Below are 22,725 nucleotides of genomic sequence, written 5' to 3' on the forward strand. Positions count from 1 at the left end.
TATTCAACCCTTACAAATTAATATGCAACTCTAGCGGACTGCGCCACTACGAGATATGTACCACCGGCCAATATGGCCATACCGCAACCTGCAGCCATCATCGTCAACAAGTTTGCCAGTTTCCCCAAGCTAACAATCTGTTTTTTAAGCCTCCTTCGTTGTCTAATTGAGCTTTTCATAAGCACTGATGGAATGTCTTCACTATTACTTAATATTTTAATTCTTTGGATTTCAACTTGACTAAGTAGCCCCACATCAAACACATCACCATAATTTTTTTTCCCTGATGCAATTTTCAATTTTATTTTCTGTATTTTTGCTCGAAGCCAACGACTTGAACCATGCCCTATAATACTCAAAGAGTCATTAATCCCGACCCCTGCCCTCATAAGACTGGAGATACTGGCTAATACAGCTATCGCATTGAGATCTCTATATTGTCTAAAAACAATTGAGTTATCAAGTGACTCTCTATTCGGAAAGTTTGGCAACATCCACATCAAACTGATAAGGATAGCAATGCTTAAACACATCAAAAAAAACATCCAGTTATGACTAAACTCCGCAAGACTCCATGCTGCCTGAGATATGCCACCCCATTTGTAAAGCGGTAGTCTATTTTGCATATCCAACATATACTCATATGACGGGCCACCCGCTACGGTCAACAGAGCGACAATCATAAACGCAGGATATTTTACTGCATTCACAATATCCAAAGTCAATCCAGAAGCATCTCTGATGGTGTTTATACCAACATCAAGCCCCATGTCTATGTCACCAGTTTCTTGTCCGGCGGAAACTGTAGATATTATTATTGGTGAGAACCAACCTTGCATACCAGATGTAACCGGCCTACCATTTCTGATAGCCATCAGCATGTCACCGGCAAGCGCCCTGGCAGATGGAGAGCCGAACTCTACCAAGTTAATACAAATATCTTTCTCATCAATGCCAGAGTTGACTAATTCCCTAAAATCTTCAAGGAATTCAATTTGAGCAGTTTTAAAGAATATCAACTGGAGCCATTTTTTTGAAAGGGTATCAATGTTCACAACAACTCCTTAATTTGCTCAGCAGCGGAGTGAATATCGCAAATCCCAGCCCTAACTTTCTTAAGTGCATAGTGCTGGATATTTTTCCACCCGTTTTGCAACAAATGGATTTTCCAAGCCAACGCATCACCTTTAGCAATGAATTTTCTGTCATCATCTGTTAATACAATGACTTCCATTACCAAAGTTCTTCCCTTCTCACCTTCAACACATTTTCTGCAACCATTTATATTTTTCACACGCGCAAGGCCTAGGTCATCACCTAGGGCTAGACGCAATGTGGCCTTCTGCACTTCCGTTGCCTTTTCATGCGGAATAGAACAGTGTGGGCAAAGAACCCTGATTAACCGCTGATGAGCAAAGACTGAGAATACATCAGGGCTGCTTGCAATTACTGATGGAACGCGTAAATGCTCCACTAATTTGGTTGCTATACCGGTCGCGCTAGACGTATGTGTAGTGCCGATTAACAAGTGCCCGGATTCCGAAAGATGAGTAAACTCCGCCGCGCTTTTTTGGTCACGCACCTCACCAAAGTAAATAACATCAGGATCTTGCCTAAGCATGAACTTTCCGTAAAACGCAAAGTCACGTTCTTTACCTTTTTTAGTCAGGCCATAATCAATTCGTGTTTGAGATACCCCGTCCAGTGTCCATTCAGGAGGGTCTTCAAGCGTATTAATGTTACGGCCATCATCAATGGTTGATAACCCAGCCATAGCAACTGTGGTTTTCCCAGAACCGGTAGGCCCAGATAATAGAATGGCCCCTTGAGGCTGCTTGAAGGCAAATTCGATGATTCGAATGTGGTCATCATCCATCCCCATATCTGCGAACGAAGGAATATCGTCCCTAATGGGTGTCAGCAATCTCAGTACGGTTTTGGTACAGTCTTTATCGTCGCTGCTGCTGCTAACAGGTAGCATTGACGTCCGCCAATCCCATGCCTTCTTAACATTATTTACAGCAATAACCTTGCTAAAGCTTCCTGCGTTTGGAATTAACGCTGAATAGCTTTCCTCTGAACCACTGTGCCCATTAAATACATAAGCCGTCAGTTCAGCACCATATTCCTTTGTTTGAGGCGCGGAAATGTCAACCAAGCGACCGTCAATACGGCACTTAATTATTGTTTTTTTCCCTTTAACTAAGATGTGTATGTCAGAACCACCCATTCTAATACACCTTGACAGCAACCCCATCAATCGATCTTCAACCTGTGTTGGTGCAACATCAGTTGCATGCTTAGTGCTTTGGTGGATAGATTCGACATTTTGGGTTGAACCGACCTGCAAAGCATTAAGCACTACTTCGTTATCAGCCAGATTTATTTTAGGTTCCTTGCCATGAAGCAGAACCTTAACCTTTGTAATAATTGTATTTAAGTTGTCGCTCTTTGGATCTGACGTGTAAACAACCCAGTTCTCATCAACAAAGCAGCTTTTATCCTCTCGGCAAAGAGCCAAGATTTCATCATCATCGATTAGAGACACTGTGTTATTAATTGCCATGTTCATATAATCGCCCCATTCCTCAATAGGCCATATTTATGCAGCGAGACAACTTTCCTAGGCTTGCGCATAATTGCCTGTCATTCAGGGAGGAGATCTTGATCCCATCTATAGTCTTTCCTACCTGAGCAGGAATCATTCTTCCAGACTCACCAATAGAAACATACGCGGTGAGCCTCCCATCTACACGGGCAGCATATCGAAGAGTGAGCCGGTCAAGTTTGCTACCAGGCCGGTCCATCTCTTTGGGCTCATTAAATGAGATCCCAGTTCCAACCGGTATTGGAGTGCTTGGGGACACTGTTGCGCCTACAGGCAGTTCGTCCTGAAGCAAGAAAGCCCCTGGAGGTGGGGTGCTTTCCGCAGGCTTATTCGAAGCTACTTTTTTCTTAGCTACATTACTCTCAATCAGCTCTTCCACCGTGCTTGTTGCAAGTAAGGCTTCAGCCTTAGCCCTTCTTTCACCGAGGAGCATCAGCTCTTGGATGTTTTCCGGCAGCTTCTTCAGTTTCACTGCGGCCGGCGGTTCAATCAGGCTTTGGCTTGCGACGTGGCCCTCTCCAACGACCGCGGTTAATGCTGGCGCCCTCTGCTCTGACTGTTCGATAAGTGCATTGAGACGCTCATTCCGTTTAGCCTTTCTATTTTCTTGAGCCTGATATAAATAAACCGCACTTGCACATGCGATGGACAACAGCCCTAAATAGGTGACCAATTTTTTAGTGCTAACTTTTTTAGTTTTTTCATTCATTGTGCGCCACCTCCAAACAGAATTACCGCATTATTTAGGGTGCAATCCCCTTCCTTGCTAATGCTAAACGTTGCTGATTCCAATTTTATTGGCATTCCCTTCATGGCATTACCAAGCTCATTAATAAACCATGGATTAGCTTTAGTGATGTTCAGATTGGCCTTTCTGCTTGCCCATACACCGTTGGCTTCAATGGGTTCATAGCTAGCTTTTAAACCTGAAATCAGTGATAGCTTTGAAAACAAGTCAAACACCTTATCATCAAGTTCCTTGAAACTGGCGTAATGTGAGCTCCAATATGAACTCAGAGGTACAGCTACTCGAATAAATGGCAATGACCCGCTGAATGACATTGCTAGATTATTTTTGTCACTCCATGCATTTATCACTTTTCTATCGATCACAACTTCAGACAACACCATATTGATGCTGCCGGGTTCGATTGTTCCCGCAGGCAAATCCGTAACCACAGGGATGGTTCCAAACTTTGCACACGTCACACCTAACTCACTGATCGCATCACCAGCAAGCTGCACATCGGTCCATGCTGCGCGATAGGCATACCAGGGATCCGTTACTTCCGGTGGCGGCGGCGGTGGCGGTTCAGGCCATAGAAACCACGTAACTGCAGCAATACCTGCTACACAGACAAGCGATGGCTTAACCATTCTCGCCAATGCAGACCCACGAAACTCTATGAGTTCGAAGTCATCAGGCCTCAGATTTAAAGCCTCAATTATCGTTGTCTCTAAGCCATGAACAGGTAATTCGGTGGTAGCAAATATGCGGTCAGATGGGTGTACCTGCAACCATTCAGACAATTCCGTAGCATCGACAACTTCATCGCGACGAATATCCCCGGCCTCCCAGAGAACGCAGCGATAGGCGCGGTCTGAAGCAATAATGCACACCCACTTCCTGGGGATATCTTTCACTTCGTCAATGAGTGCTGCGGCAATGCACTCGCCCCAAGCTATATCAGCCTCATCAGAGGCGACTCGCGTGATCAGGTCACCATTCTCGAATATCCGCTCAAACTTAGCCGGGTACTCCACCCGCCACCGCTTCAGGACTTCCTTTTGCTTACTGCCATGCGGCAGTGTTGTTCTGATAGTTCCCATTGCTCTATATCCGCTTAGGGGTGATCAGAACAATTGTTTCTGTCATGCTGCTTTCGCCTGAATTTCCACCCAAGAATGAATTCTTGAATACAGATGTCTCATCAGACTTATTAGACTTCTGCTTGTATCCATTGAGTACAAGAGTTTCACCATATTTGAGACCAATATCTTGATCAAACTTTATTTCTTGTACTTGCGGTGCACGAATGGTGACGCCGCTCACCTCTGTTTCTTCCCATTTAATGACTTTTGATAGAACTCCTGAAATCTGGAGGTTCACCATATCGTCAGAAATATTTGGCATTACTGACATTGTTAGACCATCACTTACTACAGCATCCTCAACTTCAACGCTTGCGTCAGCATTCTCATTAGGCGTGACTGTTACCCTTGCAATATATGTTAGCTTCTCCGAGTTATCGATTGATGCTACTCTGTTATTTCTAGCAACAGTTCTTGGCTCATATTCGACACCAACATGTCCTTGAGTTTGCAGTGACTTCATAAGGACGGTTGTTCCATCCCATTTTGGATTTGTTGATGTAAATGAAAAGCCATAATTCCCTGTATCTCCCAGGGTTGGCAGTGATGGACCAGCAAACTGCAACTTCCCTTCTGAAACACTGCGTATAACATTCCAATCAATGCCAAACACAGAGCCTTTGCTCCCTTTAAATTGAAGTACCTTAACCTCAATCATTACCTGGCGGGCTATTGCTTGTTTTCTTGATGATATATAGCTCTCAACTAGGCTCATACGATGCGGGGTTGTTCTTACCAGAATGGATGCAGTTGAGGATGTTACAATTACATTCCCTTCTAATGGTTCCTTGTCATCCTTACTTACACCATCACGTCTCAGAATGGACTCTATGGCTGCTAAATAATCATCAAACGGATTTATATCTACCACTTCAGTGGTCGCATAAGTATCTGAATTCCCGAGAGAGCTTGTGACTGTTCGGTTTGCCAATCCCTCACCGCTGTTATTTACCGAGTTAGCCTTGCGACCAAAGAGGAATGAACTTTTTCCCAGCAGTGAATTTAACTCAAACACTTTAGTGACATAACGCTCAAAACTAATTTTGTTCCCATGAACACTAACGGAAATATCAGCTTTTGCAGCGATCTCATTCAGAGCCCCATTAATATCACCTTGATAATCTACTGATATAATTTTGTCTTGGACCACATCAGGTCCATAGTTAACTGCAATCTTCTGATTGGCAGATTGCAGCAGGTTCCTTACTGCAAAGCTAAGCGGTATATCTTGCCCCTGAATTGTCGCAGGCTTTCTGACCCACCAAGGAGCCCCCTCCCCTATTGTCGGGTTCAAGTCCAAAGGTGGCTTATCGATGTAGACACTTTTAGAGGATTCTTTCTTACCCTCATATGTCTTAATTTGGTCCATGGTGTCGTTAGCAGCATTTTTCTGCTCCAAATGATCCATGGCACCACACCCAGAAAGTGCGATAATAACTGCTGTTGCAATAGCACTGCGCGATTTCATGATCAGTTCCCCTGCACAAAATATACGTGTTGTGTTGACTTCAGTAGCTGTGGTTGCACTGGGTATGATTCGATCAACGCATTAAGTGCTGATGCTATATCACCTCTTTCCGTGACGATTGGCCAGCTTGATGCTACGTAATAATCATCCTGGAGTCGCCAGTCTTGTACTGTCGTATTCCACCCATAGGCCTTGGTAAGACGAATTGCATTCGCTTTCAAGCTGCCGGCAGTGACATTAAATGTCTGTACCAACACCCCCGGAACGTGAATTACAGCACTTTTATTCATAGCGTCATAACTAACAATGAATTTTGTATTTGTTTCATTGCCAAATGAACTTTGCGCGTCGGATATGGCCTCTTGGAAATCATAGGCAGAGAAGTGAGTTTTCTTTGGTATGGATGAAAATACAGTAGGTACTCCACCTGGGAAATAGTAGAGAACAGTTTGATACCCGTTCTCCCTGAACCATCTCGATAATGCACGTTCCCAAGTTTCGCCGGCTCGAACAACCAGTGACAGCTTTTCTACTGTGACAGCAGGTTTCATTATTTCATTTATTGGAACGAACATCATTCCACTTGTTACAACAGGTGCCTGGGGTTTCATAAACACTGGTGGCGTGCTTGTCATGGAATTAGATGCTGTTGCAAGCATCGGCTTCTTGGTACTACTTGTCGTTACAGCCGAGATCCATTCGTGCTTAGTAGTTGCCTGCTCAACTTTTTGATTAACAGCTGCAGCCAAATCATTCTGATCCGATCCAACAGGTTTTTGTGCACCGATGTTGGTCTGGGTGCGCGTCGACACGATTTGCGGGGCGCTGTGATCTTTTAGTACGTTGTTCGGCCCGCACCCTCCTACCAAGGCTGCAGCTACCGCCACCGACAGGAGCTTCAGTCGCACTTGATGATCTCCGTTGCCGTGATTGTCGCGGATCGATCCCTTTCATGTATCTGCGGAAGAAGCGGCAATCCAGCCAGGAACGCTTCGAGTGCCTTTATCGGCTCTTTCTTATCAACCTCAAAACCGGCGTCAAACTGCCAGTCGCAGTGAGCCGGGACGGTCTTAGACCAACGGATTGCCTGCAACCCCAACGCAAAGCGGAGGCTCTCCAGCTGTCCACGTAGTGATCCCGTGTGCACGCTGAAGTACCGTTGTTCTCGGTCCCTACGAATGAAATTGATCGCCTGCTTACGGTCATTGATGATGTGACGTAGGCGAGTGATCTGTCCGGTGATCCGCGCGTCATGCTTGGCATATTCGTCACGCAAAAGGGCCAGGTCGTTCTGTAGCAGCTCGATTTCAGTGTTGAGCTCTATGAGCGTTTTGTCGCCATAAGTATCTCGTGCCATCTCCGCCATTGGTGGAGTTCTTCGCTCAGGCCGAGAGTCGCCTGGTGAAGCCTGCACCTGCGATATCCCCAACAGGGCAACGACACTGAATGCCAAAACACTTTTCCTCATAGACGCCACCGTATAGAAAATCCTAGGGGGCGTTATACCGCACCCAAGCGGAAATAATTGCACAGCTAAAATGAGGGGGGTTTTCTGGACGGTCTCGAGATATGAGGAAAAAAAAACCCGCCAATTAACGGCGGGTTCTGGTTTATGTGTTATCCATCTGGCGTTGCCGCTGATGGATGCGGCTAGGCGTGAACTGACCAGACCATGCAAGTCCGGTGTCTACCGTGACCTCTTGGCGTATCCTGATCTTCATGCTCTCACCACTCATGTCTTTGATTGTCTCAAGTAATCGACTCTCAACAGAGTACAGGAACTCGAGATCCTTCATAGCAAGTTTGAGCAAGGCTTTCTGTCGCTCTTCTCGTATTTTCGCCTTGCGATTTCGCATCTCAAAAATGCAAGGGATCGCGACGGCGATTACGGCGAAGAACCCGGAAATCAAGGCCACCGTGATGCTTCCCATGGTGCCCTCCCTTAATATTCATCACTCAAGATGATTGTTGTGTTGCGGCGGTCTGCCTCAGTGATAATCCATATGCTACATCGGCTTTGCCCTGCCGGCATGCTGGATAGGACTCGCTCACAAGTCCTGATAGCATCGAGGTTCTTCAGTCTCTGTGCATGGCTCCACAACAACCCCTCTCGATGTACGTCTAGCAAATCACATGACGCTATACCCAGGCGTTCCAGAGTTTCCATCGCGGCTGGAGTTATAGTGCACGCTCCTAATTTGAACATAATGAGCTCCTGATTCTGTGCCCTGGAGGCTTGATTTGTTAAGCCGCCTTCTCTGCAAGCGCGTAAGCAAGCAGCAAGGGCCACGCAGGATCAACACTGTTTAATGCCTTAATGACTTGATCAGCGTCTAAAACGCTAGATGTGAAAGTTGAATTAAGTTGGTCTATGTCTGCGGCCGGCGCCCTTGCAACAGTTTTTATGAAGTTGCTTCCTTCGCCTGGGTTCACACTTGCATATACGTTGGAGTCCCCTAGCCTTACAAGCTGGCCAGTAGAGATGAGTTGTCCAGTTTTAGTTACTTCGAACATGATTTCGCCTCGTTTAGTTTGGGTTTTACGCCCGGGTTGGTGTTGGTCACGAGTGGCACATTGCGGACCGAGTGCCATGAGACAGCCTTGGGCTGTTTCTGCATGTACGCTGACGCCGTAGAAATACCGGTAAACGGACATGCAGAATCAGCCAACGAGGGCTTGGGTGATAAATCACGGGTAGGGATACCAGCAGAGTGCAGGGGGGATTGAAGTTGGTGCCTGGCCGGGCGGCCTGCCCTCACGTGGGCACCGAGGACTCAGACAGAATAACCTAGAGGACCAATATCTGGCAATCAGGTACAGATTCAAAAATTGGTAGCCATGCCAGAGATGGCATGGCTACCACATTTAGATGAGGAAGTCGTCCAGCGAGCGCCCTTGCGCTATCTGTTCTGCCAGGTACTTCGGGGTTCGCCCCTGCCCTGTCCAAGTTTGTTCCCTTCCATCGACGACATATCGATACTTGGGTGGTCTCGGAGTGCGCTTTTTCTTGGTGCTAGTATCCACTCCTGCAGCATCTCCAACAAGCTCTTTGGGGTCGATGCCGGCCTGGGCAAGCATCTCCTGAAACTCGGCCAGCATATTCATTCGCTCAGATTTAGCTGCCTGCTCTTTGTCAGCTTGCGCCTTACGTTCCAAGTACAGTAACTCGAACTTTTCGTAGGTTTCTTGAACTTGATCAAACGACAGCTCTCGAAGTGCTGCCCGGAGGCTTCGAATATTCAACAGTGTTTTAATAAATTCGTGCATGCAACATTCCTACTCAAAAGAACTAACTGGGAAATGCCAACTATTAGCTCATGGTTTTGATCGTGCTCTGTAAACCCAATCAAGCTGAAGCCCTGAGGATGAGCTTTGCGCTTCAGCTTTCAATCATATCGTTATCACCCCAAAAATAAACGTGCTACTTTTCACATGACGGATAATCGTCTCTGCTCTTCAACCCCATTGTCATAGCTGTCTTGCCACTCCCTACATGGTTCACCACCGAGCAATTCTGGATGGAATGGCCCTTCTCTTCGTTCTCCCATACGCTGACCATTTGCATCGTTCCATCCCTGCCTGCGCCCTTCTGTTCGGCAGTAACGGGTGATCTGCTCTTTTTGCTCGGAGGAGAGTTGTTTCACGTGGACCCCACTCCAACTCTCATCACCGAAAGCATTTGAGGATATCTGCGGCAACACCATTGGATCGCCGGAATTGATAATCAGTATTCCCATGTCACCCTCATACTTTGAAATCTGGGTCCACAATCCAAGTCACACCTTTGCTCACTACGGCTACTGGTTTAACTCGCAATGTATATATGGCACTTCGAATTGTTAATCTTCCAGTCACGAGATACCTAACAACTCTCAGTAAATATTTCATAGTACCTCCTGGTGAAAATAAAATGTTGGCCTTCAGCTGCCGTAGCTACATGTTCAGTCAGCTAGCGTTCTTGTAAGGAGCCCCTGGCCATCCTTTTCACATATCTTAAAGATTGCTGGTTCTTTATGAAGAAGCACCCTCTGCTGGCACCGGAATTATGTAGTTTTTTTCACAACAACCAAACAGTTTATCAGCGCTAGTACTCCCTTTGGTTTTTCGAATGCAAGGCGGCGGCCGCTTCAACCCCAGGTATTCAGGGCACCGGCCCGTGGGCCCGTCAGCTACGTCACGCCGGCAGGGGCCATCCAGGGGCAGCCGCGAGCTCCTGCATGGCCCTCACCATGGCCAGCACACCAGCGGGGGCCGCCCAGAGCACCGAGCGAACATTAATTCTCATTCTGGATAGTCCTACAAGGGACCTATTGCCGATGGCCATGCTACCAGCAGAGGTTGACTGCCGGTTCAGATCCAGGGATTCAGGTAGCTGACCTTGCAAATATCACTGCCACTGTCCGTCTTGTATTCACCCTGCAGTTCAACTGATCGATGCCACTGTTGCGGCCATAGCAGGTTGTAACCAGCTTGGCGCAGAGCGCTACAGTTCGGGGCCTGCCGGACACCGCATACCAGATCACCGGTACTGACGCGGGCCACCCCCTGAACATCGAACCGGCCAGCGGCCCAAACCAGATCACCAGCACTGGACCCACCCACCCGGGGCGCACCAGATATCCCGCACCGGCCCCGCCGGACGCCACACCGGATCACCGGCACTGGCCGCTCTGAGTGCCGCGCACCAGTTCAGCGTCACCAGCGCGGGCCACACTGGGCGCCGAGCCCGCAGCGTAGACCCTGAATATCGAGCCGGTCAGCGGCCCGTGGCCACCTGCAGCACCGGCCCCACCGGACACTACACCGGCTCACCGGCACCAGCGCGGGTCACACTGGACGCAGAGTCCGCAGTAGACCCTGAACATCGAGCCGGTTGGCGGTCCGGGGCCATCTGCAGCACCAGCCCCGCCGGACGCTACACCGGATCACCGGCACCAGCACTGGCCGCACTTAGCACTGCGTACCAGATCACCGGCACCAGCACTGGCCGCACTTAGCACTGCGTACCAGATCACCGACACCGGTGCGGGCCACCCTGGGCGCCGATCCCGCGGCGCCCAGGGGTTCGTCAGCCCCTGCCCTCCACGGGACCGCTGCGAACGACACCGAAACCCTGGATCTCGAACACGACATGCACACCGACACATGCCCGCCACCACCCCGGTTCCAGCACACCAGCGGGGCCGTCCGGGGGGCACCTGCAGAACCGGTCCCGCCGGAAGCCGCATCGAATCAACGTCACCAACACTGGCCACTCTGAACTTCAATCTTGTCGGCGGCCCGGCGTACGTCAGATCCAGCCCTCCACTGGGCCGCCGCTAGCGCTACTGGAGGCTTGGATCGCGAACTAGGCATGCACACCGACAAAAGCCCACCACTACCCTGGCCCCGTCTGTTCCAGCTTACCTGTAGCGCCACCCTGGGCAGCACCCCTGCGGGACCTGGCCGGAGCGCACCAGGCATCCCGTATCGGCGAAGTCGACCCTTTCTCTTGGGGGGAGAAAAAAATTTCGCATTTTCTGAAGGAATCTCGCGGGCCTTAGTAATTGGCAACGACTGGCTTATCTGGGCCAGAACGGGGCCGCAAATCTTTGCCACCCGAAACACCTAATTAAGGAAAATTTAAGATGAAAAGTAAGCGCCCTTGAATCGGCATCTGTTTTTCCCAAAATAAGCTCGTCACACTTGAAATCCATTACCTCTTCGCTGGATTTTCACTATGACCACTCAAGAACGTGCTGATTTTTGGCGACAGCAGATCACCGCCTGGCTTGACTCCGGCCTCTCCGGCCACGCCTTTTGCAAAAGCCAGGCACTGGTCTATCACCAGTTTGCTTACTGGCGCAAAAAGCTCGAACAGCCTGTAGACTCGGACTCTCTTCCTGGCTTTGTCAGAATAGCCATGCCTGTTCCTGTCACGAACGAAGTCGGCTTGACACTCACCTTACCCAACGGCATCACTCTCTCCGGGTTACATCCGGGCAATATCGATTTGCTCGGCGCTATCATGAGGCAGCTGTAATGCGCCCTCGTTACTTGCGTCCGGCACTGACCATGCCGCAGATCTACCTCTATCGGGCTCCTATCGATTTTCGTAAACAGGCCCACGGCCTGGCGGCGCTGGTCGAGCAGCAACTGGGGCACAACCCGTTCACCGGTGCCCTCTATGCCTTTACCAATCGCCGCCGCAACAAGATCAAGTGTCTGATGTGGGAGGACAACGGCTTTGTGCTCTATTACAAGGCGCTGGCCGAGGAGAAATTCAAGTGGCCATCGTCTGCCGATGAGCTACTCTCCCTCTCTTCCGAGCAGATAAACTGGTTGCTCGATGGCTACGATATCTCCTTGATGCAGGGCCATAAAACACTGCATTATGAGACGCTTTAATACCGCCAACCTCGTGCTTTACCGCCTTGTTTTTGTTATAATTTCCTCATGAAAATGACGCTGAAAAACCTCACCCCATCACCTGATCTCAGTGGCCTTAGCGCCGCTGAGTTGTTGGTGGTTATTGCGGGTTTTCAGCAACAGTTGGCGTTAAAAGACGAAGCTCTTCAATCCAAAGAAGAGGCTATCCAGCGGCGTGACGCCCATATCCTGTTACTCGAAGAGCTGCTGCGTCTGCGCAGGATCCAGCGCTTTGCCGCCAGCAGCGAGAAACTCCATCAGCTCCAGCTCTTTGATGAGGCAGAGCTGGAAGCGGACATGGACGCCCTGCTGGCCCAGTTACCCGATGACCTGCCGCAAACTGCCGAAGCAAAGGCCAAGCCGCGTCAACGTGGCTTCTCCGCCTCACTGCTGCGCGAGCGCATCGAACTCACCCTCAGCGATGAGCAGAAAGCCGGGGCCAGCAAGGTGTTCTTTACCAAGGTCAAAGAGGAGTTGCAGTTCATTCCGGCTCAACTCAAGGTGCTGGAGATCTGGCAAGAGAAGGCGGTGTTCGAGCGTGATGGCGAAGAGGTGATCCTCGCGGCCAACCGCCCCGTACACCCGCTGGGCAAATGTATCGCCACGCCGTCATTGCTGGGCTACATCATTACCTCTAAGTATGCCGATGGCCTGCCACTGTACCGTCTGGAGCAGATGTTCAAGCGCCTGGGGCAGGAGGTGAGCCGCACCAACATGGCCCACTGGATCATCCGGCTGGATGAGGTGTTCCAGCCATTGATGAACCTGCTGCGCGAGGAGCAGAACCACGCGACGTATCTGCAAGCCGACGAGACGCGGATCCAGGTGCTCAAAGAAGAGGGAAAAACTGCGCAATCGGACAAATGGATGTGGGTGACCCGCGGCGGTCCGCCGGGCCGCCCCTCTGTATTATTTGAATATGATCCGTCACGCGCCGGAAGCGTACCCGTGCGTCTGCTGGAGGGCTTTAGCGGCATACTGCAAGCTGATGGCTATTCCGGCTATAGCCAGGTGTGCAAAGAGAGCGGTCTCACCCGGATTGGCTGCTGGGATCATGCTCGGCGCAAATTCATCGAAGCGACCCGAGCCGCACCTAAGGGCAAAGGCAAGGACAAAGGCAAGAGCAAAGCCAGCACTGGCCTGGCCGATGTAGCATTGGGGTACATAGGTAAACTCTATGCCATCGAGCGGGAGCAGAAGGAGCGCAGTGATGCCGAGCGTTATCAGGCACGGCAGACGCGTAGCATGCCCCTGTTGGCGGAGCTCAAAACCTGGTTGGACAATAACGTCGGCAAGGTGATGAAAGGCTCGCTGACTCGACAGGCGATGGAATACACGCTGGGGCAATGGCCCCATCTGGTGGGTTACTGCGTGCGGGGAGATCTGCACATCAGCAATATCCTGGCGGAGAACGCAATCCGCCCGTTCGCCGTGGGGCGCAAGGCCTGGTTGTTCGCCGACAGCGCGCAAGGCGCCAAGGCCAGCGCGACCTGCTACTCGTTGCTGGAGACAGCCAAAGCCAATGACCTTGAGCCCTCAGCGTATATCAACTATGTGCTGGCGCAGATCGGCGAGGCCGATAGTCTGGAAAAACTCGAAGCCCTGCTACCCTGGAACGTCCCGCTGGAGCCCATTGCAAAAAAAGTGGCGCAATACAACGAAGGCAAGTAGGTCGATTTAGCGGCGCTTACGATGAAAAGAATCATGATTCAGGGTATCCGCTGGGCCGTCGCCGTCGCCAAGAAAGCTATCACCCGGGCAGTCGTCGAATTGCTTGGAACGGTCATCTTCGCGTTGGGCGTTAAGATGTGGCTGCTACTGACGACACCTGCTATCTGGGGGGTCTGAGGAAAATGAAAGCGGGGCCCGTGGCCTCGCTTGTTCTCACGGAAAGTATCACCAGTCACCGAAACGGATCCTAGTCATCGATTCTGCCCTATTCGCATTGCTAGGATCACCACAGTTTTTCGTGTTCAGAAGTCTGCAGCAGAAAATACCTGCAACCTGCAACCTGCAACCTGCATCAACTTGCTGACGGTATAGATTTGCCCGTCAGTGCACTCCTGGCACCGCTTGCATTGTGAAGATCTAGGGGATGATCGATGTAAGCAAAAAACGTCTACGGGTGCTAAAAATGTCTTTTTTGAACGCAACAGCTTTCCTTGATTACTTGTTCTGCCCTCCCCTTTCAGGGCACAAAACAACCATCATCGCAAAAACGGTGGTACAAAAAATCAGGAACAATCTTGAAGCGATCAAAATAGTCAAGCGGTGCTTGGCTGATGGCTCGTTGACTGTATCTGACGTCGAGCGTGATGCCCTCACTCAGTATGCAGGATGGGGTCAACTGTCAGGACTTTTTGAGCCAGTACATCCCCTGCATGCCGAATTGAAATCGCTTGTCACTCAAGCTGAATTCGCGGCGTTGGAAGCATCTGTGCTGACCTCCTATTACACCTCCGAATGGACTATCGATGCCATGTATCGTGCCGTCGCTCGGCTGGGTGTGCAGGAAGGCCCATTGCTCGATTTTGCTACAGGATCCGGCAATTTCTTAACGAGGCGCCCGGCGACCCTCGCATCGATGAAACCCTTTGCTGTTGAGCTGGATGGCCTGACGGGGACTATCGCACGCCTGCTGAACCCGGCAGCCAAGATCTATGTCAATCAGCCGTTCGAGCACGTAAAACTACCTAATAGCGGCGACTTTTCCCTAGTTATTGGAAACCCGCCATACTGCTCTGTCCCTGCCAGAGATAGAACATTCGGCACTCTTCCACTACATGCCTACTTTCTGATTCGGGGGTTGTGCGAACTGCACCACGGCGGGCTAATGGCGGTTGTCGTATCAAGCTGGGTAATGGACTCCAAAGATAGCGATGCACGGCTATCTCTCTCAGCCCGGGGTAATTTGGTTGCAGCCTGTCGTCTGCCGAATTCGGTGTTCAAGGGTGAAGGGGCCAACGTTGTTACCGATATTCTGGTCTTTCAAGCCTGCCAGCATCCGGATGAAAAACCTTCATGGATTGACACCGTAGAGGTCAACGACGAAGCAGGCTCGTCATACCGTGTGAATCGTTTGTTTGTGGATCGTCCTGAACTGGTCGCCGGCAAAATCTCAGCTCCTGGCACCTTCAATGTCTCTTGCAACGTTGCAGACCCTAGCCGTGACCTTGCGAGTGTTGTAACTGAAATCCTCGATATCCAGACTTCCAACCCCTTGTTTTTCCGGAAGTCTACGGTTCCGGTTGCAAGGAAGGGCATCGTTTCTACCCCCGCTGGTATGGGCGATGTTGGACCATATGAGTTTTGCCAAGCTCCGGCGGGCGAGCTGATGCGTCGAGTGGCGGATCATGTTGATGAAAACGGGGTTAAGGTTCCCACATTCCAACAGTGCGAGTTTAAATCAGCCAAAGATAGGCTACGTGTAACGGCCATGCTGAGAGTTAAGAGGGTGTTGGCATCACTCATCAACGCAGAGCAAAGCAATGCGTCTGACGCCAGCTTGCGAGCTCTTAGGGCTGATCTCAATGCGACCTATGACCGCTTTACTGCCGACTTCGGTCCATTCCACGCTTCCAAGAACAAATCCGTTCTTGGGGAAGATCCTTGGTATTACCGCTTGCGTGCTCTCGAGCTGGACTACATCGCGCCGATCAGTGCCACGGTTGCCGACAATGAGGGCATCGCAGAGCGTAAAGAGCAGTGGAGTAAGGGGGATTTGTTCACCCGCCGCGCAATCACTCCGTTGATCACTCCCAGCTATGCCGCAAACCTTGCCGACGCCGTTCTAATCTCCGTGAGCTATAAGGGTGAGGTCGATCTTTCATATATTCGGGACCTGGTCAGCTTTAAAGGGACAGACCAAGAACTTTTGCATCAGTTGGCCGAACAATCTCTGGCATTTGCCGAACCAGAAAGTGGCAAACTGGTCATTGCGGCAAAGTACCTTTCAGGTTACATCCCCAGCAAGATTGAGGCTGCACAAGGGGCGGCCGAATCCGACCCTCAGTTTGCTATCAATGTTGCCAACCTGCAGCTAGTCATGCCCTCCCCCATCAAGGCGGTAGACATTTTTGCACCGATGAACTCCCGTTGGCTGCCTAACCATTTCCACGCCGATTTTATCCGCCATCTGGTCGGTCAGCCCAAATTGAATGCACAAGTTACCCTTATCTACAACGAGTATCATGTTTCGCATGACTCTCTTCCTCAGACCGTCTTAACCTCTGAATGGGGTACGCAGCGCCGAGATATGACCTCCTTGGGGGCACCTCAGAAAACGGAAAATAAAGCACGCTAAGGCATAGCTGACCTTGCCAGGCCTGCTTCGCCCTGTAGTGACGCGATCAACGGGCAGGAAACATTCCCCTTTCGTGCATGGCAGGCGCACACGAGTTCAGACAGCACGGTTTCCATGCGCGCCAAGTCGGCCATCTTCTCGCGCACGTCCTTGAGCTTGTGTTCGGCCAGGCTGCTGGCCTCCTCGCAGTGGGTGCCATCGTCGAGCCGCAACAGCTCGGCAATCTCGTCCAGACTGAACCCCAGCCGCTGTGCCGATTTCACGAATTTCACCCGAACCACGTCCGCCTCCCCATAGCGGCGGATGCTGCCGTAAGGCTTGTCCGGTTCCCGCAACAGGCCCTTGCGCTGATAGAAGCGGATTGTCTCCACGTTGACCCCGGCCGCCTTGGCAAAAACGCCAATGGTCAGGTTTTCCAAATTATTTTCCATATCGCTTGACTCCGTACATGAGTACGGAAGTAAGGTTACGCTATCCAATCCAAATTCAAAAGGGCCAACGTATGTCTGAACCACAAAACGGGCGCGGTGCGCTCTTCGCCGGCGGGCTGGCCGCCATTCTTGCATCGACCTGCTGCCTGGGGCCGCTAGTACTGGTCGCCCTGGGCTTCTCCGGTGCTTGGATCGGCAACCTGACGGTGCTGGAACCCTATCGACCGTTGTTCATCGGCGCGGCGCTAGTGGCGCTGTTCTTCGCCTGGAAGCGGATTTACCGGCCCGTGCAGGCATGCAAGCCAGGTGAGGTCTGCGCGATTCCGCAGGTGCGCGCCACCTACAAGCTGATTTTCTGGATCGTGGCCGTGCTGGTCCTGGTCGCGCTTGGATTTCCCTATGTCGTTCCATTTTTCTATTAACCAGGAGTTCATCATGAAGAAACTGTTTGCCTCCCTTGCCCTCGCCGCCGCTGTTGCCCCGGTGTGGGCCGCTACCCAGACCGTCACGCTAGCGGTTCCCGGCATGACTTGCGCCGCCTGCCCGATCACAGTCAAGAAAGCGCTCTCCAAGGTCGAAGGCGTGAGCAAGGTCGATGTGGGCTTCGAGAAGCGCGAGGCCGTCGTCACTTTTGACGACACCAAGGCCAGCGTACAGAAGCTGACCAAGGCCACCGCAGACGCCGGCTATCCGTCCAGCGTCAAGCAGTGAGCCAGCAAGCCAACGACAACAGCGAGAGCCGCTTCATGGGACTGATGACACGCATTGCCGATAAAACCGGCGCGCTCGGCAGCGTCGTTTCCGCGATGGGCTGCGCCGCCTGCTTTCCAGCCCTCGCCAGCTTCGGCGCGGCCATCGGGCTGGGCTTCTTGAGCCAGTACGAGGGACTGTTCATCAGCCGCCTGCTGCCGCTGTTTGCCGCGCTGGCCTTCCTGGCGAACGCGCTGGGTTGGTTCAGTCATCGGCAATGGCTGCGCAGTCTGCTCGGCATGATCGGCCCGGCCATCGTGTTTGCGGCCACGGTCTGGCTGCTCGGCAACTGGTGGACGGCGAACCTGATGTACGTCGGCCTGGCCTTGATGATTGGGGTGTCGATCTGGGACTTCGTGTCGCCGGCGCATCGCCGTTGCGGACCGGACGGCTGCGAACTCCCCGCCAAGCGCTTGTGAAAGACGGCTGACCGTGCGACACGGCGGCCCACACGAATAAGGAACGATGGTATGAGCACTCTCAAAATCACCGGCATGACTTGCGACTCGTGCGCAGTGCATGTCAAGGACGCCCTGGAGAAAGTGCCCGGCGTGCAATCAGCGGATGTCTCCTACGCCAAGGGCAGCGCCAAGCTCGCCATTGAGGTCGGCACGTCACCCGACGCGCTGACGGCCGCTGTAGCTGGACTCGGTTATCGGGCCACGCTGGCCGATGCCCCCTCAGTTTCGACGCCGGGCGGATTGCTCGACAAGATGCGCGATCTGCTGGGCAGAAACGACAAGACGGGTAGCAGCGGCGCATTGCATATCGCCGTCATCGGCAGCGGCGGGGCCGCGATGGCAGCGGCGCTGAAGGCCGTCGAGCAAGGCGCACGTGTCACGCTGATCGAGCGCGGCACCATCGGCGGCACCTGCGTCAATGTCGGTTGTGTGCCGTCCAAGATCATGATCCGCGCCGCCCATATCGCCCATCTGCGCCGGGAAAGCCCGTTCGATGGCGGCATCGCCGCTACCACGCCGACCATCCAGCGCACGGCGCTGCTGGCCCAGCAGCAGGCCCGCGTCGATGAACTGCGCCACGCCAAGTACGAAGGCATCTTGGAGGGCAATCCGGCGATCACTGTGCTGCACGGCTCCGCCCGCTTTAAGGACAATCGCAACCTGATCGTGCAACTCAACGACGGCGGCGAGCGCGTGGTGGCATTCGACCGCTGCCTGATCGCCACCGGCGCGAGCCCGGCCGTGCCGCCGATTCCCGGCCTGAAAGACACTCCGTACTGGACTTCCACTGAAGCGCTGGTCAGCGAGACGATTCCTAAGCGCCTGGCCGTGATTGGCTCATCAGTGGTGGCGCTGGAGCTGGCGCAGGCGTTCGCCCGACTCGGAGCGAAGGTGACGATCCTGGCTCGCAGCACGCTGTTCTTCCGCGAAGACCCAGCTATAGGCGAAGCCGTCACGGCCGCATTCCGCATGGAGGGCATCGAGGTGAGGGAACACACCCAGGCCAGCCAGGTCGCGTATATCAATGGTGAAGGGGACGGCGAATTCGTGCTCACCACGGCGCACGGCGAACTGCGCGCCGACAAGCTGCTGGTCGCCACCGGCCGCGCGCCCAACACACGCAAGCTGGCACTGGATGCGACGGGCGTCACGCTCACCCCGCAAGGCGCTATCGTCATCGACCCCGGCATGCGTACAAGCGTGGAACACATCTACGCCGCAGGCGACTGCACCGACCAGCCGCAGTTCGTCTATGTGGCGGCAGCGGCCGGCACTCGCGCCGCGATCAACATGACCGGCGGTGACGCGGCCCTGAACCTGACCGCGATGCCGGCCGTGGTGTTCACCGACCCGCAAGTGGCGACCGTAGGCTACAGCGAGGCGGAAGCGCACCATGACGGCATCAAAACTGATAGTCGCACGCTAACGCTGGACAACGTGCCGCGCGCGCTCGCCAACTTCGACACGCGCGGCTTCATCAAACTGGTGGTTGAAGAAGGCAGCGGACGACTGATCGGCGTGCAGGCAGTGGCCCCGGAAGCGGGCGAACTGATCCAGACGGCCGCACTGGCGATTCGCAACCGGATGACGGTGCAGGAACTGGCCGACCAGTTGTTCCCCTACCTGACGATGGTCGAAGGGTTGAAGCTCGCGGCGCAGACCTTCAACAAGGATGTGAAGCAGCTTTCCTGCTGCGCCGGGTGAGGACAAGGAGGTGTGCGATGAGCGCCTACACGGTATCGCAACTGGCCCATAACGCTGGGGTGAGCGTACATATCGTGCGCGACTACCTGGTGCGCGGCTTGTTACGGCCGGTGGCCTGCACCACGGGCGGCTACGGCGTGTTCGACGATGCGGCCTTGCAACGGCTGTGCTTCGTGCGCGCGGCCTTCGAGGCGGGTATCGGCCTGGATGCCCTGGCGCGGCTGTGCCGTGCGCTCGACGCAGCGGACGGCGCACAAGCCGCAGCGCAGCTTGCCGTGCTGCGCCAGTTGGTCGAGCGGCGGCGCGCGGCGTTGGCCCATCTGGACGCGCAACTGGCCTCCATGCCAGCCGAGCGGGCGCACGAGGAGGCATTGCCGTGAACGCCCCTGACAAACTGCCGCCCGAGACGCGCCAACCCGTTTCCGGCTACCTGTGGGGTGCGCTGGCCGTGTTGACCTGCCCCTGCCATCTGCCGATTCTCGCCGCCGTGCTGGCCGGGACGACCGCCGGTGCCTTCCTTGGCGAGCATTGGGGTGTTGCCGCGCTCGCGCTGACCGGCTTGTTCGTTCTGGCCGTAACGCGGCTGCTGCGCGCCTTCCGGGGCGGATCATGACGAGTTCGCAGCCCGCCGGATGGACGGCGGCCGAGTTGGCGCAGGCGGCGGCGCGCGGACAGCTTGACCTGCATTACCAGCCGCTGGTCGATCTGCGCGATCACCGGATCGCTGGCGCGGAAGCGTTGATGCGCTGGCGGCATCCGAGGCTTGGCCTGTTGCCGCCCGGCCAGTTCCTGCCGCTGGCCGAGTCGTTCGGCCTGATGCCGGAAATAGGCGCGTGGGTGCTGGGCGAGGCCTGTCGCCAGATGCACAAGTGGCAAGGACCGGCATGGCAACCGTTCCGTCTTGCCATCAATGTGTCCGCCAGCCAGGTTGGGCCAACGTTCGACGACGAGGTAAAGCGGGTGCTGGCCGATATGGCCCTGCCCGCCGAGCTTCTGGAGATCGAACTGACCGAATCGGTCGCATTCGGCAATCCAGCCCTGTTCGCCAGTTTCGACGCCTTGCGCGCCATCGGCGTGCGCTTCGCCGCCGACGACTTCGGCACCGGCTATTCCTGCCTGCAACATCTGAAATGCTGCCCCATCACCACATTGAAAATCGACCAATCCTTTGTCGCCAGGCTCCCGGATGATGCCCGTGACCAAACTATCGTGCGGGCGGTGATCCAGCTCGCGCACGGGCTGGGCATGGATGTCATTTTCAGAAGACGACTGCACCAGTTGATTGGGCGTAATGGCTGTTGTGCAGCCAGCTCCTGACAGTTCAATATCAGAAGTGATCTGCACCAATCTCGACTATGCTCAATACTCGTGTGCACCAAAGCGAGGTGAGCATGGCGACGGACACCCCACGGATTCCAGAACAAGGCGTGGCCACTCTGCCTGATGAGGCTTGGGAGCGTGCGCGCCGTCGTGCGGAGATCATCAGTCCGTTGGCGCAGTCGGAGACGGTCGGGCACGAAGCGGCCGATATGGCGGCTCAGGCGCTGGGCTTGTCTCGGCGCCAGGTATACGTTCTGATCCGGCGTGCCCGGCAAGGCAGCGGCCTCGTGACGGATCTGGTGCCCGGCCAGTCCGGTGGAGGTAAAGGTAAGGGGCGCTTGCCGGAACCGGTCGAGCGCGTCATCCACGAGCTACTGCAAAAGCGGTTCCTGACCAAGCAGAAGCGCAGCCTAGCGGCCTTTCACCGCGAAGTCACTCAGGTGTGCAAGGCTCAAAAACTGCGAGTGCCGGCGCGCAATACCGTGGCCTTACGGATCGCTAGCCTTGACCCGCGCAAGGTCATCCGCCGGCGGGAAGGCCAGGATGCCGCTCGTGACCTACAAGGTGTGGGCGGCGAGCCTCCTGCCGTGACCGCGCCGCTGGAGCAGGTGCAGATAGACCATACGGTCATCGACCTGATCGTGGTCGATGACCGCGACCGGCAACCTATTGGCCGCCCGTACCTGACCCTCGCCATCGACGTGTTCACCCGCTGCGTGCTCGGCATGGTCGTCACGCTGGAAGCGCCGTCTGCCGTTTCGGTTGGCCTGTGCCTCGTGCATGTCGCCTGCGACAAGCGCCCTTGGCTGGAAGGACTGAACGTGGAAATGGATTGGCAGATGAGCGGCAAGCCCTTGCTGCTCTACCTAGACAACGCGGCCGAGTTCAAGAGCGAGGCCCTGCGCCGGGGTTGCGAGCAGCATGGCATCCGGCTGGACTATCGCCCGCTGGGACAGCCGCACTATGGCGGCATCGTGGAACGGATCATCGGCACGGCGATGCAGATGATTCACGACGAACTGCCGGGAACGACCTTCTCCAACCCTGACCAGCGCGGCGACTACGATTCCGAAAACAAGGCCGCCCTGACGCTGCGCGAGCTAGAGCGCTGGCTCACATTGGCGGTCGGCACCTACCACGGTTCGGTGCACAACGGCCTGCTCCAACCGCCGGCCGCGCGCTGGGCCGAGGCCGTGGCGCGTGTCGGCGTACCGGCCGTCGTCACACGCGCTACTTCGTTCCTGGTCGATTTTCTGCCGATCCTCCGGCGCACGCTGACCCGCACCGGCTTTGTCATCGACCACATCCACTACTACGCCGATGGGCACTGTTGCAAATAGTCGGTGGTGATAAACTTATCATCCCCTTTTGCTGATGGAGCTGCACATGAACCCATTCAA

The 22,725-nt window shown here is 53.9% G+C and carries 25 protein-coding genes; 13 read left to right on the forward strand and 12 right to left on the reverse strand.

Annotated features, from left to right (window positions below; genetic code table 11):
• Positions 1–17: 17 nt before the first annotated feature.
• From OKC28_RS10555 to OKC28_RS10605, 11 genes are all read right to left on the reverse strand, one after another.
• Positions 18–1,055, reverse strand: a complete 1,038-nt coding sequence (locus OKC28_RS10555) for a type II secretion system F family protein (RefSeq protein WP_088814046.1) — start codon at positions 1,053–1,055, stop codon at positions 18–20.
• The gene (locus tag OKC28_RS10560; protein ID WP_088814045.1) at positions 1,052–2,572 is read right to left on the reverse strand and encodes a GspE/PulE family protein; all 1,521 of its coding nucleotides are present in this window, start codon (positions 2,570–2,572) and stop codon (positions 1,052–1,054) included. Before OKC28_RS10560 ends, OKC28_RS10555 begins: the two co-directional genes overlap by 4 nt.
• 16 nt (positions 2,573–2,588) lie before the next feature.
• The gene (locus tag OKC28_RS10565; RefSeq protein WP_088814043.1) at positions 2,589–3,317 is read right to left on the reverse strand and encodes a hypothetical protein; all 729 of its coding nucleotides are present in this window, start codon (positions 3,315–3,317) and stop codon (positions 2,589–2,591) included.
• A complete protein-coding gene (locus tag OKC28_RS10570; RefSeq protein ID WP_088814041.1) occupies positions 3,314–4,438 on the reverse strand; it encodes a hypothetical protein in 1,125 nt (374 codons plus the stop codon). Before OKC28_RS10570 ends, OKC28_RS10565 begins: the two co-directional genes overlap by 4 nt.
• A gap of 4 nt (positions 4,439–4,442) precedes the next feature.
• Positions 4,443–5,948, reverse strand: a complete 1,506-nt coding sequence (locus OKC28_RS10575; protein WP_088814040.1) for a hypothetical protein — start codon at positions 5,946–5,948, stop codon at positions 4,443–4,445.
• A 2-nt stretch (positions 5,949–5,950) separates the two neighbouring features.
• Positions 5,951–6,856, reverse strand: coding sequence for a hypothetical protein (locus OKC28_RS10580; RefSeq protein WP_088814039.1), 906 nt, complete (start codon positions 6,854–6,856; stop codon positions 5,951–5,953).
• Positions 6,847–7,314: a hypothetical protein gene (locus OKC28_RS10585; RefSeq protein ID WP_088814037.1), complete on the reverse strand. Its 468-nt coding sequence runs from the start codon at positions 7,312–7,314 to the stop codon at positions 6,847–6,849. Before OKC28_RS10585 ends, OKC28_RS10580 begins: the two co-directional genes overlap by 10 nt.
• A gap of 244 nt (positions 7,315–7,558) precedes the next feature.
• On the reverse strand, positions 7,559–7,879 hold the full coding sequence (locus OKC28_RS10590; RefSeq protein ID WP_088814036.1) for a hypothetical protein: 321 nt from the start codon (positions 7,877–7,879) through the stop codon (positions 7,559–7,561).
• A 313-nt stretch (positions 7,880–8,192) separates the two neighbouring features.
• Positions 8,193–8,462 carry a hypothetical protein gene (locus OKC28_RS10595; RefSeq protein WP_157669167.1) on the reverse strand — a complete coding sequence of 90 codons (270 nt, stop codon included), beginning with the start codon at positions 8,460–8,462 and terminating at the stop codon, positions 8,193–8,195.
• Between the two features lie 351 nt (positions 8,463–8,813).
• Positions 8,814–9,215: an H-NS family histone-like protein gene (locus OKC28_RS10600; RefSeq protein ID WP_088814031.1), complete on the reverse strand. Its 402-nt coding sequence runs from the start codon at positions 9,213–9,215 to the stop codon at positions 8,814–8,816.
• Between the two features lie 161 nt (positions 9,216–9,376).
• Positions 9,377–9,685: a hypothetical protein gene (locus tag OKC28_RS10605; RefSeq protein WP_171277343.1), complete on the reverse strand. Its 309-nt coding sequence runs from the start codon at positions 9,683–9,685 to the stop codon at positions 9,377–9,379.
• Between the two features lie 1,982 nt (positions 9,686–11,667).
• On the opposite strand from OKC28_RS10605, the gene tnpA reads away from it, so the two are divergent.
• The 5 genes from tnpA to OKC28_RS10630 all read left to right on the forward strand — a co-directional run bounded on the left by tnpA (position 11,668) and on the right by OKC28_RS10630 (position 16,659).
• On the forward strand, positions 11,668–11,970 hold the full coding sequence (gene tnpA / locus OKC28_RS10610; RefSeq protein WP_088813953.1) for an IS66 family insertion sequence element accessory protein TnpA: 303 nt from the start codon (positions 11,668–11,670) through the stop codon (positions 11,968–11,970).
• On the forward strand, positions 11,970–12,335 hold the full coding sequence (tnpB, locus tag OKC28_RS10615) for an IS66 family insertion sequence element accessory protein TnpB (protein ID WP_041205730.1): 366 nt from the start codon (positions 11,970–11,972) through the stop codon (positions 12,333–12,335). The genes tnpA and tnpB overlap by 1 nt, the downstream gene beginning before the upstream one ends.
• Before the next feature lie 48 nt (positions 12,336–12,383).
• Positions 12,384–14,027 carry an IS66 family transposase gene (tnpC, locus tag OKC28_RS10620; protein WP_088813952.1) on the forward strand — a complete coding sequence of 548 codons (1,644 nt, stop codon included), beginning with the start codon at positions 12,384–12,386 and terminating at the stop codon, positions 14,025–14,027.
• Positions 14,028–14,048: 21 nt separating this feature from the next.
• On the forward strand, positions 14,049–14,204 hold the full coding sequence (locus OKC28_RS10625; RefSeq protein WP_157669165.1) for a hypothetical protein: 156 nt from the start codon (positions 14,049–14,051) through the stop codon (positions 14,202–14,204).
• Between the two features lie 247 nt (positions 14,205–14,451).
• The gene (locus OKC28_RS10630; protein WP_270689151.1) at positions 14,452–16,659 is read left to right on the forward strand and encodes a hypothetical protein; all 2,208 of its coding nucleotides are present in this window, start codon (positions 14,452–14,454) and stop codon (positions 16,657–16,659) included.
• Here the strand turns inward: OKC28_RS10630 and merR are convergent.
• Positions 16,656–17,090 carry an Hg(II)-responsive transcriptional regulator gene (merR, locus tag OKC28_RS10635; protein WP_000429836.1) on the reverse strand — a complete coding sequence of 145 codons (435 nt, stop codon included), beginning with the start codon at positions 17,088–17,090 and terminating at the stop codon, positions 16,656–16,658. The two genes, OKC28_RS10630 and merR, sit on opposite strands and share 4 nt — an antisense overlap.
• A 71-nt stretch (positions 17,091–17,161) precedes the next feature.
• Between merR and OKC28_RS10640 the strand changes: the two genes are divergently transcribed.
• From OKC28_RS10640 to OKC28_RS10675, 8 genes are all read left to right on the forward strand, one after another.
• Entirely contained in the window at positions 17,162–17,512 is a 351-nt protein-coding gene (locus tag OKC28_RS10640; RefSeq protein ID WP_001294663.1) for a mercuric transport protein MerT, read from the forward strand.
• A 13-nt stretch (positions 17,513–17,525) separates the two neighbouring features.
• Positions 17,526–17,801, forward strand: a complete 276-nt coding sequence (gene merP, locus OKC28_RS10645; RefSeq protein ID WP_000732292.1) for a mercury resistance system periplasmic binding protein MerP — start codon at positions 17,526–17,528, stop codon at positions 17,799–17,801.
• Positions 17,798–18,259, forward strand: a complete 462-nt coding sequence (merC, locus tag OKC28_RS10650) for an organomercurial transporter MerC (RefSeq protein ID WP_000082530.1) — start codon at positions 17,798–17,800, stop codon at positions 18,257–18,259. Before merP ends, merC begins: the two co-directional genes overlap by 4 nt.
• Positions 18,260–18,310: 51 nt before the next feature.
• Positions 18,311–20,005, forward strand: a complete 1,695-nt coding sequence (gene merA / locus OKC28_RS10655; RefSeq protein WP_000105636.1) for a mercury(II) reductase — start codon at positions 18,311–18,313, stop codon at positions 20,003–20,005.
• Positions 20,006–20,022: 17 nt separating this feature from the next.
• Positions 20,023–20,385, forward strand: coding sequence for a mercury resistance co-regulator MerD (gene merD, locus OKC28_RS10660; protein WP_001277456.1), 363 nt, complete (start codon positions 20,023–20,025; stop codon positions 20,383–20,385).
• Positions 20,382–20,618 carry a broad-spectrum mercury transporter MerE gene (gene merE / locus OKC28_RS10665; RefSeq protein WP_000993386.1) on the forward strand — a complete coding sequence of 79 codons (237 nt, stop codon included), beginning with the start codon at positions 20,382–20,384 and terminating at the stop codon, positions 20,616–20,618. The genes merD and merE overlap by 4 nt, the downstream gene beginning before the upstream one ends.
• Entirely contained in the window at positions 20,615–21,322 is a 708-nt protein-coding gene (locus OKC28_RS10670; RefSeq protein WP_000204520.1) for an EAL domain-containing protein, read from the forward strand. The genes merE and OKC28_RS10670 overlap by 4 nt, the downstream gene beginning before the upstream one ends.
• Before the next feature lie 74 nt (positions 21,323–21,396).
• Positions 21,397–22,665 (forward strand): DNA-binding domain-containing protein, encoded by a 1,269-nt coding sequence (locus OKC28_RS10675; RefSeq protein ID WP_000179845.1) that lies wholly within the window; start codon positions 21,397–21,399, stop codon positions 22,663–22,665.
• Positions 22,666–22,725: the final 60 nt, after the last annotated feature.

It is taken from the genome of Aeromonas sp. D3 (genome assembly GCF_027705025.1).
GTDB classification, from domain to species: domain Bacteria; phylum Pseudomonadota; class Gammaproteobacteria; order Enterobacterales; family Aeromonadaceae; genus Aeromonas; species Aeromonas salmonicida.

What these genes read in the sequence shown, in the direction of transcription:
- OKC28_RS10595 (WP_157669167.1), bottom strand. Translation starts at nt 8,462, where the DNA reads ATGTTCGAAGTAACTAAAACTGGACAACTCATCTCTACTGGCCAGCTT.
- OKC28_RS10670 (WP_000204520.1), top strand. Translation starts at nt 20,615, where the DNA reads ATGACGAGTTCGCAGCCCGCCGGATGGACGGCGGCCGAGTTGGCGCAG.
- OKC28_RS10605 (WP_171277343.1), bottom strand. Translation starts at nt 9,685, where the DNA reads ATGGGAATACTGATTATCAATTCCGGCGATCCAATGGTGTTGCCGCAG.
- OKC28_RS10625 (WP_157669165.1), top strand. Translation starts at nt 14,049, where the DNA reads ATGAAAAGAATCATGATTCAGGGTATCCGCTGGGCCGTCGCCGTCGCC.
- OKC28_RS10640 (WP_001294663.1), top strand. Translation starts at nt 17,162, where the DNA reads ATGTCTGAACCACAAAACGGGCGCGGTGCGCTCTTCGCCGGCGGGCTG.
- OKC28_RS10560 (WP_088814045.1), bottom strand. Translation starts at nt 2,572, where the DNA reads ATGAACATGGCAATTAATAACACAGTGTCTCTAATCGATGATGATGAA.
- OKC28_RS10630 (WP_270689151.1), top strand. Translation starts at nt 14,452, where the DNA reads ATGATCGATGTAAGCAAAAAACGTCTACGGGTGCTAAAAATGTCTTTT.
- OKC28_RS10585 (WP_088814037.1), bottom strand. Translation starts at nt 7,314, where the DNA reads ATGGCGGAGATGGCACGAGATACTTATGGCGACAAAACGCTCATAGAG.
- OKC28_RS10575 (WP_088814040.1), bottom strand. Translation starts at nt 5,948, where the DNA reads ATGAAATCGCGCAGTGCTATTGCAACAGCAGTTATTATCGCACTTTCT.
- merD (WP_001277456.1), top strand. Translation starts at nt 20,023, where the DNA reads ATGAGCGCCTACACGGTATCGCAACTGGCCCATAACGCTGGGGTGAGC.
- merP (WP_000732292.1), top strand. Translation starts at nt 17,526, where the DNA reads ATGAAGAAACTGTTTGCCTCCCTTGCCCTCGCCGCCGCTGTTGCCCCG.
- tnpB (WP_041205730.1), top strand. Translation starts at nt 11,970, where the DNA reads ATGCGCCCTCGTTACTTGCGTCCGGCACTGACCATGCCGCAGATCTAC.
- tnpA (WP_088813953.1), top strand. Translation starts at nt 11,668, where the DNA reads ATGACCACTCAAGAACGTGCTGATTTTTGGCGACAGCAGATCACCGCC.
- OKC28_RS10570 (WP_088814041.1), bottom strand. Translation starts at nt 4,438, where the DNA reads ATGGGAACTATCAGAACAACACTGCCGCATGGCAGTAAGCAAAAGGAA.
- OKC28_RS10565 (WP_088814043.1), bottom strand. Translation starts at nt 3,317, where the DNA reads ATGAATGAAAAAACTAAAAAAGTTAGCACTAAAAAATTGGTCACCTAT.
- OKC28_RS10590 (WP_088814036.1), bottom strand. Translation starts at nt 7,879, where the DNA reads ATGGGAAGCATCACGGTGGCCTTGATTTCCGGGTTCTTCGCCGTAATC.
- merA (WP_000105636.1), top strand. Translation starts at nt 18,311, where the DNA reads ATGAGCACTCTCAAAATCACCGGCATGACTTGCGACTCGTGCGCAGTG.
- merR (WP_000429836.1), bottom strand. Translation starts at nt 17,090, where the DNA reads ATGGAAAATAATTTGGAAAACCTGACCATTGGCGTTTTTGCCAAGGCG.
- OKC28_RS10600 (WP_088814031.1), bottom strand. Translation starts at nt 9,215, where the DNA reads ATGCACGAATTTATTAAAACACTGTTGAATATTCGAAGCCTCCGGGCA.
- tnpC (WP_088813952.1), top strand. Translation starts at nt 12,384, where the DNA reads ATGAAAATGACGCTGAAAAACCTCACCCCATCACCTGATCTCAGTGGC.
- OKC28_RS10675 (WP_000179845.1), top strand. Translation starts at nt 21,397, where the DNA reads ATGGCGACGGACACCCCACGGATTCCAGAACAAGGCGTGGCCACTCTG.